Origin of the sequence: Streptomyces sp. NPDC005925, assembly GCF_040638805.1 — a bacterium.
GTDB lineage: Bacteria > Actinomycetota > Actinomycetes > Streptomycetales > Streptomycetaceae > Streptomyces.
This window is the reverse complement of record NZ_JBEXVL010000023.1, coordinates 36,847-52,773: the sequence shown is the minus strand read 5'-3', so window position 1 is coordinate 52,773 and position 15,927 is coordinate 36,847. Positions and strand designations below refer to the sequence as shown.

Genomic DNA, 15,927 nt, shown 5'->3' with positions numbered 1-15,927 from the left:
CCGAGGACGACCGGAGTCAGCGTGGGGCGGGGTAGGGCTTCGGCAGGCGCATGCCCCGTTCCGCCATGATCGTGCGGAGCCGGTCCGGGTAGTCCGTGATGATGCCGTCCACGCCGAGGTCGATGAGCGCCTCGAGGGTCGCCGGGTCGTCGCACGTCCACGGCACGACCTTCAGGCCCCTCGCGTGCGCGGAGCCGACCATCGCCCGGTCCGGGTAGAAACGGAAGCCGGGGTCGCCGACCTTGCCGCTCTGCGGGAAACCGTAGTTGGGCGAGAGCGCCGTCACGCCGGGGACGGCCGCGGCGGCCTTCACGAAGTCGCCGTCGTAGTCGTCGGCGTCGATCCCGCCGAGCCAGGGGGACGCGCCGGGCCTGCCGACCTCGAGGAAGTCGTAGTTCGTGAGCGCCACCAGCGGCCACCCGGGGGCCAGCCTGTGCATCGCCTTCAGCGAGCCCCAGTCGAAGGACTGCACGGTGACCTGGTCCTCGATGCCCGACGCGTGGATCTCCTCGTACACCCGGCGCACGAACAGTTCGCGCGGCGCGGTCTGCTCGGGCGCGCCCGCCTCGACCTTCGTCTCGATGTTGAGGGTGACCTGCTTGGCCCTGTAGCTCTTGACGAGGTTCAGGACGTCCTTCAGCTCGAGCAGGCGATGGCCGTGGACGACCTCCTGTCCGGGGTATCCGGGTACCTGCTGGTAGCCGCAGTCCATGGTGCGGATCTGCGCCAGCGTCAGGTCCTTGATGTACTTGCCCACGTACGGGTACACCGGGTCGCCGGCCTCGACCGGTGCGGTGTCCCGGCACTTCTGGGCGCTGACCTGCCGGTCGTGCGTGACGACGACCTTCTCGTCCCTGGTGATCTGGGTGTCCAGTTCCAGGGTGGACACGCCGAGCCGCAGCGCCTTCGCGAAGCCCGGCAGGGAGCTCTCCGTCGTCAGGCCGAGGCCGCCGCGGTGCGCCTGGAGGTCGAAGTGCGTCTTCTGCGGCGGTACGTGCGGCCCGCCGGGCGGGGCGGCGCCGGCGTGCGCGGTCGCCGGAACGGCCAGGGCGAAGGCCAGCAGGGGTGCCAGGGCTGCCGGCGCTGCCAGGGTGCGGATGAGCGGTCGTCTCGAGGGCATCGCAACCTCACGTCTCTCGGTCGGGGCCCCGCAGACGCTAGTGGGAGCCCGGGCGTGTGCAACGACCCGGACGTGAGGGTGTCGTGAACGCGCGGGTGACCTGGCCCGTGAACGCGCCCGTCCGGCACCGGTCCGGCTGGTACCCGGACCCCGCCTCGCCGGTACGTCCAACCGGCCACGGGTGGGAGGACGGGTGGGAGGGGCCGTCCCGGCCGGGACGGAACGCGGGCCGCTGCCCGGTGCCGTGCCTGGCCGGACCCGGGGGCTCACACCGTGAGGACGGTGAGGCCCGCCTCCTCGAACCGGCGCACCGTGTCCGCGTCGGCCGCGCTGTCCGTGACCAGCGTGTGCACGGTCTCGGCCGCGCAGATCCGGGCGAACGCCCGCCGGCCCAGCTTGCTGGAGTCGGCGGCCACCACCACCCGTTCGGCCCGCTCGCACAGCAGCCGGTTGACCGCGGCCTCCGCCTCGTCGTGGGCCGCCGCGCCGTGCGCCACGTCGAACGCGACCACGCCGACCACGGCCACGTCGAGCGTGATCTGGCCCAGCACCCCGTCCGCGAGCGGCCCGATCAGCTCGTACGACTGCGCCCGCGCGACCCCACCCGTCACCACGATCTTGAACTGCGGGCGCACGGCCAGTTCGTTGGCGATGTTCAGCGCGTTCGTCACGACGGTCAGCGCCGGAGAGCCGGACGACAGGTCGGCGCGCACGGCCAGGGCGCGCGCCACCTCCGTGGTGGTCGTCCCGCCGGTCAGCCCGACCGCCTCGCCCGGCACCACCAGCCGGGCCACCGCCGTCGCGATGCGCTGCTTCTCCGAGGCGCGCCGCGCCGTCTTGTAGCGCAACGGCAGCTCGTACGACACCCCGTGCACCACCGCGCCGCCCCGCGTGCGCACGAGCATCTGCTGCTCGGCGAGCTGGTCGAAGTCGCGCCGGATCGTCGCGGCCGACACCTCCAGCTCCGTGGCCGCCTCCTCGACGTCGAGCCGGCCGCGCTCCACGAGCAGCTCCAGCAGCGTCTTCCAGCGGGCGTCGCGCGACATCCGCAGCCTCCGTCCCCGGGCCGTACCCCTCTTGCGTGTCGGCGACCCTAGCGCACCCGATCATCGACGCATGCTTGATGTTGCTCGAAATGGCGCGCTATCTTGCAGGAACAAGCAAAGCGGGATGATGGTGACCAGGAATGGAGTGTGCGGTGACGGCGACGCATGTCGAGGACGAGCTGACCGGCCAGCCCGCGTGCTGGGAGCGTGCAGCGTCGCAGGCGGCGGACCATGTCCGCGCGCTGCCGCAGCCGGGGGAGCGGGTCGCGATCGTCGGCTGCGGCACCTCGTACTTCATGGCGCAGGCCGCCGCCGCGCTGCGCGAAGGCGCGGGTCAGGGCGAGACGGACGCCTTCGCCGCCTCCGAGTTCCCGCACGGCCGCGCCTACGACCGCATCGTCGCCCTCACCCGCTCCGGCACCACCACGGAGGTCCTCGACCTGCTGCACCGCGTCAAGGACCGTCCCGACAGCGCCACCGGCGCCCGTACCACCGCCCTCACCGCCGACCCCGGCACCCCGGTCATGACGGCGGCGGACGACGTCGTCGTCCTCGACTACGCCGACGAACGGTCCGTCGTGCAGACCCGGTTCGCGACGACCGCCCTCACCCTGCTGCGTGCCCACCTGGGCCTGCACCCGGAGTCCGCCGTGGCCGACGCGCGCACCGCGCTCGACGAACCCCTCCCCGAAGGGCTTGTCGACTGCACGCAGTTCACGTTCCTGGGCCGCGGCTGGACCGTCGGCCTCGCCAACGAGGCCGGGCTGAAGATGCGCGAGGCCGCACTCGCCTGGACCGAGGCCTACCCGGCGATGGAGTACCGGCACGGCCCCATCAGCATCACCACGAGCGGCACCGCCACCTGGATGCTCGGCGCGGCACCCGACGGGCTCGCCGAACAGGTCCGGGAGACCGGCGGGCGCTGGATCGCCGGAGGCCTCGACCCGCTCGCCGAACTCGTCCGCGTCCAACGGCTCGCGGTCGCCGTCGCGGCGGCCCGCGGCCTCGACCCGGACCGGCCGCGCCACCTCACCCGCTCGGTGATCCTCACCCCCTGACGACCGGCCCGCCCGACGGCGACCGGCCCGCCCGACGGCGACCGGCCCGCCCGACGATGACCGGCCCTACTCACGACAACCGGCAGTCCACAGTCCGGGGTGACGACCGACACCCCCTCACGTCCGGCAACCCCTCGCCTCTTCGACGGCGACGGGCCCCTGTCACGACAACCGGCAGCCCTCCGAAAGGACCCGCGTGCCCCTCGCCACCACCGGTGACCTCGTCACCCGCGCCGCCGCGGCCGGATCGGCCGTCGCCGCGTTCAACATCATCACGCTGGAACACGCCGAAGCCGTCGTCGCCGGAGCCGAGTCGGCGAACGCGCCGGTCGTCCTGCAAGTCAGCGAGAACGCGGTCACGTTCCGGCAGGGCCGTGTCCTGCCGCTGGCCCGCGCCGCCGTCGCCGTCGCGGAACGCGCCGCCGTGCCCGTCGCGCTGCACCTCGACCACGTCAAGAGCGACGCCCTGCTGCGCCGGGCGCCGGACGCCGGGTTCAGTTCCGTGATGTACGACGCCTCCGGGCTGCCGTACCAGGAGAACCTCGCCGTGACGCGGGCCGCCGTCGACTGGGGACACGCCCACGGGCTGTGGATCGAGGCAGAGCTGGGGGAGATCCGCGGCAAGAACGGCGAGGCGCCGCCCGGCCCGCACGCACCCGGCGCGCGCACCGACCCCGCCGAGGCCCGCGCCTTCGTCGCCGACTCGGGCGTGGACGCCCTGGCCGTCGCCGTCGGCAGCACCCACGCCATGACCAGCCGCACCGCCACCCTCGACCACGACCTGCTCGGCCGACTGGCCGACGCCCTGGACGTGCCGCTCGTCCTGCACGGCTCCTCGGGCGTCCCGGACGACGAACTCGCCGCGGCCGCCGCCGGCGGCATCGCCAAGGTCAACATCGGCACCGCGCTCAACGTCGCCATGACCGGCGCGATCCGCGAGTACCTCGCCGCGCACCCGGAGGCCGTCGACCCGCGCGCCTACCTGGCCGTGGGCAGGGAGGCGATGGCACGGACGGTCGCGGACCTCGTCGGCGTTCTCGGCCGGCCCTCGCGCCCGGCCACGGTCCGACAGCCGGGTCCCGCTACCGCTTGACGGCCTTCACCACCACGAACTTCCGGTCCCCGGCGACCAGCCGGCTGTTGCCGAACAGCCGCCGCAGCTTCGCGGGATAACCCAGGTGCCGGTTGCCGACCACCCACAGCTCACCCCCGGGCCGCAGCACCCGCCGCGCGCCGGAGAACATCCGCCAGGCCGTCGCGTCGGTCGTCGTCTGGTGCGAGTGGAACGGCGGATTGTTCAGCACCACGTCGACACTGTCCGACGGCACCCCCGCCAGGCCGTCCCCGACCCGGAACTCCGCGTGCCCCGGCACCCCGTTCGCCCGGTACGTCTCCTCCGCCGACGCCACCGCCTGGAACGACTCGTCCACGAACAGCACCTCGGCCCCCGGCTCGGCCAGTGCCACCGCCGTACCCACCACGCCGTTGCCGCAGCCCAGATCCACCACATGCTGCCCGCCACGCACCTGCGGCAGGTGCGCCAGGAAGAACCGGGTGCCGATGTCGAGCCGGTCGGCGCAGAACACCCCGGCGTGGTTGACGACCGTGCGCCCCGACATCGGGCCCACACCGTCGGGTAGCGCGTAGCGGTACGGCCACGGGCTCGCCGGCGGCTCCAGCGCGGGGTCCGGCGTGCAGAGGATCAGCCGGGCCTTCTTCTCGGCGAGCGAGGTGCGGGTCGGGCCGAGGATCCGCTCGAACAGCCGCAGCGTCGAGGTGTGGATCTCCTTCACCATGCCCGTGCCGATCACGACCGTGCCCTCGTGCACCGACGGCGCGAGCCGCAGCAGCTGGTCCTCCAGCAGGGCGAGACTCTTCGGCACCCGCACCAGCAGCACGTCGATCCGGCCGGGAGGCGGGTCCTGCGTGGTGAGCAACCGGACGGCGCCCGGCGTGACGCCGACCCGCGCGAGGTTGGCACGGGTCGCCTCCTGGGCCAGGAACGAGTCGGTGATCTGCACCGGCCCGTGCTCCGCCAGCGCGGTCACCAGGGCACCCCAGCGGTCGCCGACCACCACGACCGTCCCATGCAGCGGGACCTCCTGCCCGGCGGGACGGCCGGGAAGGTGCCCGGCGAAGTGGCCGGCGAGATGCCCGAGGAGGTACTCGTCGGAGGCGTCCCAGGCCCGCAGCTGCTCGCGGGGGTCCTCGGGGAATCGGGTGAGCGCCGCCTTGCCCCAGGGCGTCGTCATACGGTCGTTCGTCGCGCGGTCGTTCATCGCGCCCAGGCTAGCCGAGCCCCAGCTCAGACCTCGTCCGGCAGGATGGGGGCATGCACGCCGAGCTGTTCCCCAGGCCCCGCAGGCAGGTGGCGCCGGGCGCGGTGCACGTCCCCGACTGGCTGGACCCGGCCGCGCAGCGCGAACTGCTCGCCGCCTGCCGGGACTGGGCACGCCCGCCCGCCGGGCTGCGCACGGTCCGCACCCCCGGCGGCGGCACCATGACCGCCCGCCAGGTCTGCCTGGGCCGGCACTGGTACCCGTACGGTTACGCCCGCACCGCCGTCGACGGCGACGGCGCTCCGGTGAAACCGTTCCCCGCATGGCTCGGTGACCTGGGCCGCCGCGCCGTGATCGAGGCCCTCGGCCCCGACCCGGACCCGGATGCGGCCGCCGCGTACGACATCGCCCTGATCAACTTCTACGACGCGGGCGCCCGCATGGGCATGCACCGCGACAGCGACGAGAAGTCCGGCGCGCCGGTCGTGTCGCTCAGCCTGGGCGACAGCTGCGTCTTCCGCTTCGGCAACACCGGGACGCGCGGCCGCCCGTACACGGACGTGGAACTGCGCAGCGGCGACCTGTTCGTCTTCGGCGGCCCCTCCAGGCTCGCCCATCACGGGGTCCCGCGGGTGTACCCGGGGACGGCCCCGCCGGAGCTGGACCTGACCGGCAGGCTCAACATCACCCTGCGGGCCGGCGGCTTCCGGGACGACACCGTCGAGGCGCCACGGCACCGGTCCTGGCACGGGCGGACCATGGGAGACTCGCCCCCATGAGCGGCAAGGCGGACCCCCGGGCGGCGGGGGATGAAGGCACCTCGAGAGCGCGGCTGGACCGGGGGCGCGGCGCGCTCGGGCCCGCGTTGGAGCTCGTGCACACCGGCCGCGCGCCCACCCGTGCCGTACTCACCGCCGAACTCGGGGTGACCCGGGCGACGGCCGGCGCGGTCGCCGCCGAGCTGGAGGCCCTCGGGCTGATCCGCGTCGACGCCCGGCCGGGCGCCGCGGCCGGTTCCCAGGGCCGCCCCTCCCACCGCCTCGCGGTCGCCGAGGAAGGCCCCGTCGCTCTCGCCGCGCAGGTGCACGCCGACGGTTTCCGGGCGGCGCTGGTCGGGCTGGGCGGCCGGATCGTTGCCACCGCGCCCGGCTGCGAGGTCGTCGACGAGGATCCCGCGAAGGTGCTCGGTTCGGTCGTCGAGGCGGGCGCGGAGCTGCTCCGCGAGACCGGCCGGCGCTGCGTGGGCGCGGGCCTCGCCGTGCCGTCGGCGGTCGCCGAACCCGAAGGGCTCGCGCTGAACCCGCTCCACCTGGCGTGGCCCGCGGGCGCGCCCGTGCGGGAGATCTTCGCCGAGCAGATCCACGCGGCCGGCATCGACGGGCCCGCGTTCGCCGCCAACGACGTCAACCTCGCCGCGCTCGCCGAGCACCGGCACGGAGCCGGGCGCGGCTCCCGCGACCTGCTGTGCGTGGCCACCGGGCACCGCGGCGTGGGCGGCGCCCTCGTCCTCGACGGGCGGCTGCACAGCGGCAGTTCGGGACTGGCCCTGGAGGTCGGCCACCTCACCGTGAACCCCGAGGGCGGCCGGCCCTGCCACTGCGGCAGCCGCGGCTGCCTCGACGTCGAGGCGGACCCGCTCGCCCTGCTCACCGCGGCCGGCCGCGAGCCGGGCCCGGAGGTGTCGCTGCTCAAGCAGGCCCAGGATCTGATCCGCGGCCAGTACGACGAACCCGCCGTCCGCGTCGCCACCGAAACGCTGATCGACCGCCTCGGCCTCGGCCTCGCGGGCCTGGTGAACATCCTCAACCCCGACCGCATCATCCTCGGCGGCCTGCACCGCACGCTGCTCGACGCCGACCCCGAACGGCTGCGGGCGGTCGTCGCCGACCGCAGCCTGTGGGGCCGCAGCGGCGGCGTGCCCATCCTGGCGTGCAGTCTCGACCACAACAGCCTCGTCGGCGCGGCCGAACTGGCCTGGCAGCCCGTCCTGGACGACCCGCTCGGCGCGCTGACGCGTTCGGCGTGAAGCGGTCACGTTCGGCGTAGGGCGGGCATCCACCCGGGGCCCGCCCACCCGTCCCGCTGGCCTACGCGCCCGGTCCGCCCGGCCGGTCTGCGCGCCCCTCCCGCCCGGCAGGCATACGAGCCCCGTCCGCCGACCGAGCCTCGTCCGCCCGGCGGGTCTGCGCGCCCCGTCCGCCCGGCCTACCCGCGAGCCCTGCCCGACCGACCCGCTGGCCTACGCGTCCCGCCTGCCCGACCCGCTGGCCTACGCGTCCCGCCTGCCCGACCCGCTGGCCTACGCGTCCCGCCCGCCCGGCTGGCCTACGCGCCCCTCCCGCCGATCGAGCCCCGTCCGCCCTGCCGCCCCGCCCGCCGGTACACGTACACCTGGAGCAGCCACCGCGCCGCCTCGGCCGCAATCGCGCCGCCATGGGGCAGGCTGAACGTGGGCACCCCAGGACCCCGCGGGTACCGCACCGCCCCACACCCGCGCCTGCGCCGTCGCGCCGTCCTGCCCCCACACCGCCCCACACTGCCCCACACAGGAACAGGAAGCCGACGTCATGACCGACACACTGACCGTGAGCGTCCTGGGCACCGGCATCATGGGCGCCGCGATGGCGCGCAACATCGCCCGCGCCGGGCACACCGTCCGCGTCTGGAACCGCACCCGGGCCAAGGCCGACCCGCTCACCGCCGACGGCGCGCACGTCACCGGCACCCCCGCCGAGGCGGTCCAGGACGCCGACGTCGTCCTGACCGTGCTGTACGACGGCCCCGCCGCCCTCGAGGTGATGCGCGAGGCGGCCCCCGCCCTGCGCCCGGGCACCGCCTGGCTCCAGTCCACGACCGCGGGACTCGACGACGTCGCCACGCTGGCCGGCTTCGCCGCCGACCACGAACTCGTCTTCTACGACGCCCCGGTGCTGGGCACCCGGCAGCCCGCCGAGGCCGGGCAGCTCACCGTGCTCGCGGCCGGCCCCGCCGCACACCGGCAGAAGGTCGCACCCGTCCTGGACGCGGTCGGCGCCCGCACGGTGTGGACCGGCGAGGACGGCACGGCGGGCAGCGCGACCCGCCTCAAACTGGTCGCCAACACCTGGGTGCTCGCCGTCACGGTCGCCGCGGGAGAGGTGCTGGCCCTGGCGAAGGCGCTCGGCGTGACGCCCGACAGCTTCTTCGACCTCATCGAGGGAGGCACGCTCGACATGGGGTACCTGCGCGCCAAGTCCGCGCTCGTCCTGGAGGACCGGCTCTCCCCGCCACAGTTCGCGGTGCGCACGGCCGCCAAGGACGCCAGACTGATCGTCCGGGCGGGCGCCGACCACGGCATCCGCCTCGACGTGGCCACCGCGAGCGCCGAACGCCTGGAGCGCGCCGCCGGCCAGGGCCACGCCGACGAGGACATGGTCGCCGCGTACTTCGCGGGCTTCACCGCGCCACCGACCCCCTGAACCCGCCCGCCTCGACGACCACACCGACCCGCCCCACGACCCGCGAACCGGAGGAGAACCCCCGTGTCCAAGCCCCCGCTCCCGCCCGAGGCCGTCACCCTGCTGGGCCACGCCAACCCGTGCGTCATGGCGACCGTGCGTTCGGACGGCTCACCCGTGTCCACGCCCACCTGGTACGTGTGGGAGGACGGCCGCGCGCTGATCAGCCTCGACCTGGGCCGCGTACGCCTGAAGCACCTGCGGCACGATCCGCGCGTGACCCTCACCGTCCTCGACAAGGACAACTGGTACACGCACGTCACCCTCATCGGCCGCGTCGGCGAGATGCGCGACGACGAGGACCTGACCGACATCGACCGTCTCTCACGGCACTACACGGGCCACCCCTACCCGGACCGCGTACGCCCCCGGGTCAGCGCCTGGATCGAGGTCGACCGCTGGCACGGCTGGGGCGAGCTGCGCGACAGCGACCAGGCGTCGCCCTGACCACCACCCACCTCCGCGACTGACCGTGGCCGCCCTCACCACTGCCGCCCCCGGGGCAGCCGGTCCCGCCCCGGGGCCGACAGATGCAGTACCCGGAGCACCTCGCCTTCCCGCTCACCGCGGGCGTTCGGCGCGTCGTGCGCCCAGAGCGAGAAGTGGACGAGTTCCCAGCGGCCGGTGTCCACGGCGGTCGCCGCGAGCACCGCCCCGTCGAGCTCCGCCGGACGCGTCGTCTCACGCACCGCGTCCGCCACGGCGTCGGCCAGGCGCGCACGGTCCGGCAGGGCGGCCCGGCGCCGCACCGCGACCCGCGCCACGGAGTCCACGGCGCCGCCGGCCCCGTACGCCAGGCCGGTCCACTGCCGCACCGACGGCCGCCCGAAGTCGTCACGGATCCGCTGGGGGCCGCCGCCCCACAGGAACGCGTTCATGCCGGCCACGGTGTTCCACAGGTAGAAGCGCGTACTGGTTGACCGGCGAGCCGTCCCTGCCGCGCTCGCGCATCAGGTACGCCTTGACGCCCAGGCCCTCCCAGTCGTCCAGCAGATGCCCGGCGCGCGCGACACGGTCGCGGACGATGCCCTTGTCGTCATCGGCGGGCAGGCCGATCTCGTACTGCATCGCGTGCATCGGGGCGCCTCCGGGGCGGGGTGGCGGTACGTCAGGGGGTGAGCAGTGCGAGCAGGCCCCGCACGGCCGCGTCGAACGCGGCGGGCGGCACAGGGGAAGCAGCGCACCCGGCCCCGCCTACTCCCCGCGGGGTACGCACACGGCCACCGGCCGTACGACGACCCGGACCCCCTCCCGGGACGACCCTCGGAGGTGACATCACCACTCACGGCGTGACGAGGTGACGACGTCACCACGACACGCCATCGCATCCGAGGAGCTGACCGGTCATGCAGACCCTGGCAGACTTCACCGACGGCGGGCCCGGCCCGTGGATCCTGCTCTTCCCGCTGATCTGGGCGGCCGTCATCGGCGGTGGCATCGTGCTGCTGCGCCGCACCGTGTGGCGCGGCCGGCGTGGCCCCTGGCACCCCGCCCGCGAGGACAACTCGCCGCTCTCCGTGCTCGGCCGCAGGTTCGCCTCCGGCGAGATCGACGAGGACGAGTACTGGCGCCGGCTGTCCGTCCTGGAGGAGCAGTTCGGCCGCAAGGGCGGTGCGGCATGACGTCCACGACGAGCACGAGCACGGCGTCCACGACGACCGGGCGAGCCGCCGCCCGGGTCGTGGACGCCGTGAAGGTGTACGGCGCCGGAGACACCGCCGTACGCGCCCTGGACGGCGTCACCGTGGATTTCCCGGCCGGCCGCTTCACCGCGATCATGGGCCCCTCGGGGTCCGGCAAGTCCACGTTGATGCACTGCGCGGCCGGTCTGGACACCCTCACCTCCGGCAGCGCCTTCGTCGGCGACACCGAACTCGCCGGGCTCGAGGACCGCCGGCTCACCCTGCTGCGCCGCGACCGCGTCGGCTTCGTCTTCCAGGCGTACAACCTGGTGCCGACGCTCACCGTCGCCGAGAACATCACCTTGCCCCTGGACCTCGCGGGCGGCACGGGCGACCCGGACTGGATCGACGCGCTGATCGACGTCGTCGGACTGCGCGGCCGGCTCCACCACCGGCCCGCCGAACTGTCCGGCGGGCAGCAGCAGCGCGTCGCCGTGGCACGGGCGTTCGCGAGCCGCCCCGAGGTCGTGTTCGCCGACGAGCCGACCGGCAACCTCGACTCCCGCTCCGGCGCGGAGGTGCTCGGGCTGCTCGGCCGTACCGTGCGCACCACCGGCCGCACCGTCGTCATGGTCACCCACGACCCGGTCGCCGCCGCCCACGCCGACGAGGTCGTCTTCCTGGCCGACGGGCGCCTCGTCGACCGCATGACGGACCCGACCGCCGACAAGGTCCTGGACCGCATGAAAGCCTTCGAGGTGCCGTCATGAACACCGCCGGACGCCCGCATAAGCCCGCACCCCCGCGTACACCCGCAGCCCCGCACACGTCCGTACGCCGCAAGACTTCCCCGCGCCGGAACACCTCCGGCCCCCTGACCGCCTCCCTGCGCCTCAGCCTGTCCTCGCTGCGCGCCCACGGCCGCCGCTTCGCCGGCACGTTCCTCGCCGTGTTCCTCGGTGTCGCCTTCCTGGCCGGCACGCTCGTCATGGGTGACACGCTGCGCGCGAGCTTCGACTCCCTGTTCGCGGGCGCGAGCAGCGGCACCGACGCCGTGGTGCGCAGTGCCGACGCCATCACCGCACCGGGGGAGAGCCAGGGCGTACGGCAGCCCGTCGGCACCGCTCTCGCCGACCGGGTGGAGCGGGTCCCGGGCGTCGCGGCCGCCGAGCCCGACATCCAGGGCGCCGGCCAGCTCGTCGGGTCCGACGGCGAGCCGATCGGCGGCCAGGGCCCGCCCACCCGCGCGGGCAACTGGATCGCCGACCCTGACCTGAACCCGTACCGGCTCGCCGAGGGCCGCGCCCCGCACGCCTCCGGTGAGGTGGTCGTGAACCGCGGCACCGCGGAGCGGGGCGGCCTGCGCATCGGAGACACCACCACGCTGCGCACCCCGGACCCGGTGCGGGTCACGATCGTCGGCCTCGCGACCTTCGGCGGCGAGGACGGCATGGCGCAGATCACCTACACCGGCATGACGCGCTCCGACGCCGAGCGCTACCTCACGGCCGGGCCCGGCCGGGCCGCGAGCATCCTGGTCCGCGCGGAACCCGGCGTCACCCAGGCGGAACTGGTGGGCCGGCTCACGCCCGGCCTGCCCAAGGGCGTGGAGGCGATCACCGGGGAGGAGTCGGCCCGGGAGAACACGGAGATGATCTCCAGCCAGTTCCTCACCCTCTTCACCACGTTCCTGCTGGTGTTCTCCGGCGTCGCGCTGCTGGTGGCGACGTTCTCCATCCACAACACGTTCGCGATCGTGGTCGCCCAGCGCACCCGCGAGAACGCCCTGCTGCGCGCGCTCGGCGCCTCCCGCCGCCAGGTCACGACCGCCACCCTCGTCGAGGCGGGCGCGGTCGCCGTGACCGCGTCGGCCGTGGGCCTCGCGGGCGGCGTCGGCATCGCCGCCGGCCTCCAGGCCCTGTTCCCGGCGATCGGCTTCCCCTTCCCGGACGGTGATCTGGTCGTCAAGGCGCTGTCCCTGGTGCTGCCGCTCGCCGTCGGCGTCGTGGTCTGCCTCGGCTCGGCCCTGATGCCCGCCGTACGGGCCGGGCGCACCGCACCGCTCGCCGCGCTGCGCGAGACGGCCGTCGACGGCTCGGGCGCCTCCCGCTCGCGCGCGGTCACCGGAGCCGTCCTCGCCGCGCTCGCCCTGGCGGTCACGCTCACCGGCGTCCTGCTGGAACCGTCGCTGTGGCTGGCGGGCGGCGGCGCCGTGCTCGCCCTGGCCGCCTTCGTGGTCCTCGGCCCGGTGGTGTCCGGCACCGCCGTACGCGTCCTCGGCAGCCCGCTTCCCCGGCTGCGCGGTGTCACCGGTTCCCTCGCCCGGCGCAACGCGCTGCGCAGCCCCAGGCGGACGGCCGCCACGGCGGGCGCGCTGATGATCGGTGTGGCGGTCGTGTCGCTGTTCACCGTGTTCGGCGCCTCGCTGAAGGCCACCATGGACCAGACCGTGTCCCGGTCCTTCGCCGGCGACGTCGCCGTGAGCGCGCCCTCGTTCGGCGCGGGCGGCAGTGGGCTGAGTCCGCGCCTGGCCGCCGCCGTGCAGCGGCTGCCCGAGGTGGACACGGCCGTCGGTCTGGGCCGGGGGGTCGCCGAAGTCGACGGCAGTGGACGGGCGTTGACCGTCACCGACCCGGCCGCGCTGGCCCGCACCTTCGACCTCGGCGAGGTACGGGGCTCACTGACCGGCCTCGGCACCGACGGCCTCGCCCTCACCGCGCAGGAGGCCGGCAGGCTGGGCCTGACCACCGGCGACACGGCACGCCTGACGTTCACCGACGGCGACCGCGAGACCTTCACCGTCCGCGCCGTCTACGACCGGTCCGAACTCGCCGGCGACTACGTCATCACCCGCGGAGCCTGGGCCCCGCACCGCACCCAGGACTCCGACACGCTCGTCGCCGTCACCTTCGCGGACGGCGTGGGCGAGGACGAGGGCCGCGCGGCGGTCGAGAAGGCCACGGCGCCGTACGGCAACCCGGAGGTGCAGACCCGTGCGGAGTACGCCGAGTCGTCGGCGGCGGGCATCGACATGATGCTGACGCTCGTCTACGCGCTGCTCGCCCTCGCGGTCCTGATCGCGCTGCTCGGCATCGCCAACACGCTGACGCTGGCCGTCCACGAACGCACCCGAGAACTCGGACTGCTCAGGGCCGTCGGCCAGACCCGTGCCCAGCTGCGGGCCATGGTCCGCTGGGAGTCGGTCCTGGTGGCCGCGTTCGGCACGGCGGGCGGCCTCGGCCTCGGCGCCTTCCTCGGCTGGGTCCTGGTCACGGCGTCGGACGGGGCGTCCGACAGTGACTTCGTCTTCGCCCTGCCGCCCGGACGGCTGGCCCTGGTCGCCCTGGTGGGCCTCGCCGCCGGAGCCCTCGCGGGCCGCCGCCCGGCACGCCGCGCGGCCCGCCTGGACGTGCTGCGGGCCGTCGCCACGGAGTGAACACCGGGCCGGCGGCAGTAACAGCGCGACCAGTGCGAACCGGGGGTGCCGGGCGGCAGCCGGCACCCCCGTACGGCGTTACCGCCCGGTCAGCCGGCAACGGCCGACCGGGCGGGAGCGTGCCGAGCCCCGCGCGCCTCAAGAACCGGCTCCACGCCCGGCCCACAGACAGGTTCCCTGCCCGGCCCGAGGACGGGTTCCCTGCCCGGTCCGAGGACCGTCTCTGTGCCAGGCCCGGGGAGCGGCTCCATGCCCGATCCGAGGACCGGTCCCACGCCCGGCCCGAGAACCGGCCTCGTGCCCGGCCCGGAAGCCTTCTCCACGGACGGCTCGAGGATCAGTGCGAGATCCGGCGCGAGGGCCGACTCCAGGACCGGCTCGAGGTCCGGTTCACGGACGGGCGCAGAGGCCGGCCCGAGGACCGGCTCGGCTTCGGGTTCGAGCACCGGCTCGGGTTCCGGTTCCAGGATCGGCTCGGGTTCCGGTTCCAGGACAGCCTCGGGGCCCGGCTCCCACGTCAGCTCCCCGGCTTCGCCCCCCACCAGCACCGGGCTCGTCCCCTCCCCGGCATACACCGGCGAGCACCCGGCCCCGGCCGCCGCGGGCGCCGGCGCGAGCGCCGCCGTGGGCAGCGTGAACCACACGACCTTCCCGGTGTCGCCCTCCTGCCGCACACCCCAGCTCTCGCTGAGCGCGGCCACCATGGCGAGCCCGCGTCCGCAGGTCGCCAGCGGCTGCGCGTCACCCATTTCCGGGAGGCGCGGATCGTGGTCGCGCACCGAGACCGTCAGACGGTCGAGCTCCAGCTCGATCTCCACGGTGCACGTCTTGTCGGGCCGGGCATGCCGGTGGACGTTGGACAACAGCTCTGTCACACCGAGTATCGCCTGGTCGGTCAGGGAATCCAGATGCCAGTAGCGCAATTGCGCAGATACGATTCTGCGGACCTGGCCGATCCGCGACGGCAGGACCTGCAGCTCCACGGTGCAGCGCCTGCTTCGATGACTGATCACGGCTGCGACTCCCCGGTGTCAGGTCCGGAGGGGGATCCGGAAGAACGCGGAGTACGGATCCAGCAGGGCGCCTGCGTGACACTGCCGCCTGCTGTCGTGGCCGGCGGGCTGGTTCGCAGCGTTATCGCCGGTAAACCCAGAGTGATGTGGGATCAGCGTCACCCAGTGCACGAGGTACCGCAACTCGCGGCGTCTCAGTGACCGCGTCCCGCCGCCCTGCGTACCGCCTCGATGAACCTGCTGGCGGCCGGCGGCCCGGATTCGTCCGGCGCGGGGTCGCTCTCGCGCAGCGTCAGCAGGTACCGCTTGCCGTTGACATCGGCGAGCGCCCTGTCGTCCGGCACGAACCACGGCTTGGAGGCGCGCACCGCCTGCACCGGCGCGCTGTCTATCTCGCTGCCGTAGCTGGTGAGCAACTCCAGCCTGCCGTCATTGATCCGTACCTGTCCGGCCCGGGTCAGCGAGCGCAGTCCGTTGCCTATCCGCACGCCCCTGGCCGTGAACTCCGGCTCCGCCATCTCGTGCGCCCCCTCGCGTGTGTCCTCGGACTGCCGGCCTGTGCGGCCGGCGCCCGTCCGGCTGCCGCCGCGATCCAGTGTGCCCCGGTTCGGGGCCTCTGCCCGCCCCGGTGCAGTGTGCCCCCGCCGAGAGCCGAGCACCAGTGCGCGTGGCCCCTTCGTTCCGGGTGCCCGGAGCATTGGGGCGAATGCGCCCCACCCGAGGCGCATCCGCTGCCCCAGCTACGCCTTTGACTGGCCCAAAGATGCGTTTATGCAGGTGAGAAGTGGGGCGAGCGGTGCTTATGATCCGTGTACCGGCCGTGCGACGCGCTGTCGGCGCACAGCGCAAGGAGCAC

At 74.3% G+C, this 15,927-nt stretch carries 13 protein-coding genes and 2 pseudogenes; 9 read left to right on the top strand and 6 right to left on the bottom strand.

The window, feature by feature from the left end; translation table 11 throughout:
- Window positions 1–16: 16 nt before the first annotated feature.
- Both ABZ354_RS22515 and ABZ354_RS22510 read right to left on the bottom strand, forming a co-directional pair.
- Complete coding sequence (locus tag ABZ354_RS22515) at window positions 17–1,120, bottom strand: glycerophosphodiester phosphodiesterase family protein (protein ID WP_358659394.1); 1,104 nt, start codon at window positions 1,118–1,120, stop codon at window positions 17–19.
- Between the two features lie 266 nt (window positions 1,121–1,386).
- Window positions 1,387–2,166 (bottom strand): DeoR/GlpR family DNA-binding transcription regulator, encoded by a 780-nt coding sequence (locus ABZ354_RS22510; RefSeq protein ID WP_358659392.1) that lies wholly within the window; start codon window positions 2,164–2,166, stop codon window positions 1,387–1,389.
- Window positions 2,167–2,318: 152 nt separating this feature from the next.
- Between ABZ354_RS22510 and ABZ354_RS22505 the strand changes: the two genes are divergently transcribed.
- Both ABZ354_RS22505 and ABZ354_RS22500 read left to right on the top strand, forming a co-directional pair.
- Window positions 2,319–3,224 carry an SIS domain-containing protein gene (locus ABZ354_RS22505; protein WP_358659390.1) on the top strand — a complete coding sequence of 302 codons (906 nt, stop codon included), beginning with the start codon at window positions 2,319–2,321 and terminating at the stop codon, window positions 3,222–3,224.
- A 196-nt stretch (window positions 3,225–3,420) separates the two neighbouring features.
- Window positions 3,421–4,317, top strand: a complete 897-nt coding sequence (locus tag ABZ354_RS22500; RefSeq protein WP_358659388.1) for a class II fructose-bisphosphate aldolase — start codon at window positions 3,421–3,423, stop codon at window positions 4,315–4,317.
- Here ABZ354_RS22500 and ABZ354_RS22495 read toward each other — a convergent pair.
- The gene (locus ABZ354_RS22495) at window positions 4,307–5,476 is read right to left on the bottom strand and encodes a methyltransferase (RefSeq protein ID WP_358659472.1); all 1,170 of its coding nucleotides are present in this window, start codon (window positions 5,474–5,476) and stop codon (window positions 4,307–4,309) included. The genes ABZ354_RS22500 and ABZ354_RS22495 overlap by 11 nt on opposite strands.
- Before the next feature lie 80 nt (window positions 5,477–5,556).
- Here ABZ354_RS22495 and ABZ354_RS22490 point away from each other — a divergent pair, with 80 nt between their 5' ends.
- From ABZ354_RS22490 to ABZ354_RS22475, 4 genes are all read left to right on the top strand, one after another.
- Complete coding sequence (locus ABZ354_RS22490) at window positions 5,557–6,282, top strand: alpha-ketoglutarate-dependent dioxygenase AlkB (protein ID WP_358659386.1); 726 nt, start codon at window positions 5,557–5,559, stop codon at window positions 6,280–6,282.
- Window positions 6,279–7,529, top strand: coding sequence for an ROK family protein (locus ABZ354_RS22485; RefSeq protein ID WP_358659384.1), 1,251 nt, complete (start codon window positions 6,279–6,281; stop codon window positions 7,527–7,529). The genes ABZ354_RS22490 and ABZ354_RS22485 overlap by 4 nt, the downstream gene beginning before the upstream one ends.
- A gap of 541 nt (window positions 7,530–8,070) precedes the next feature.
- Entirely contained in the window at window positions 8,071–8,961 is an 891-nt protein-coding gene (locus ABZ354_RS22480; protein ID WP_358659382.1) for an NAD(P)-dependent oxidoreductase, read from the top strand.
- 63 nt (window positions 8,962–9,024) lie between these two features.
- Window positions 9,025–9,447 (top strand): PPOX class F420-dependent oxidoreductase, encoded by a 423-nt coding sequence (locus tag ABZ354_RS22475; protein WP_358659380.1) that lies wholly within the window; start codon window positions 9,025–9,027, stop codon window positions 9,445–9,447.
- 35 nt (window positions 9,448–9,482) lie between these two features.
- Here the strand turns inward: ABZ354_RS22475 and ABZ354_RS22470 are convergent.
- Window positions 9,483–10,077 (bottom strand): annotated as a pseudogene (locus tag ABZ354_RS22470) (DUF4865 family protein).
- A 269-nt stretch (window positions 10,078–10,346) separates the two neighbouring features.
- On the opposite strand from ABZ354_RS22470, the gene ABZ354_RS22465 reads away from it, so the two are divergent.
- From ABZ354_RS22465 to ABZ354_RS22455, 3 genes are all read left to right on the top strand, one after another.
- A complete protein-coding gene (locus ABZ354_RS22465) occupies window positions 10,347–10,622 on the top strand; it encodes an SHOCT domain-containing protein (protein ID WP_358659378.1) in 276 nt (91 codons plus the stop codon).
- Window positions 10,619–11,392 (top strand): ABC transporter ATP-binding protein, encoded by a 774-nt coding sequence (locus ABZ354_RS22460; protein WP_358659376.1) that lies wholly within the window; start codon window positions 10,619–10,621, stop codon window positions 11,390–11,392. Before ABZ354_RS22465 ends, ABZ354_RS22460 begins: the two co-directional genes overlap by 4 nt.
- Window positions 11,393–11,496: 104 nt before the next feature.
- Window positions 11,497–14,058: an FtsX-like permease family protein gene (locus tag ABZ354_RS22455; protein ID WP_358659470.1), complete on the top strand. Its 2,562-nt coding sequence runs from the start codon at window positions 11,497–11,499 to the stop codon at window positions 14,056–14,058.
- 629 nt (window positions 14,059–14,687) lie between these two features.
- On the opposite strand, the pseudogene ABZ354_RS22450 reads toward ABZ354_RS22455, so the two are convergent.
- Window positions 14,688–15,071: pseudogene (locus ABZ354_RS22450) on the bottom strand (ATP-binding protein); the annotation flags it as partial.
- A gap of 194 nt (window positions 15,072–15,265) precedes the next feature.
- Window positions 15,266–15,589: a hypothetical protein gene (locus ABZ354_RS22445; protein ID WP_358659374.1), complete on the bottom strand. Its 324-nt coding sequence runs from the start codon at window positions 15,587–15,589 to the stop codon at window positions 15,266–15,268.
- Window positions 15,590–15,927 lie beyond the last annotated feature (338 nt).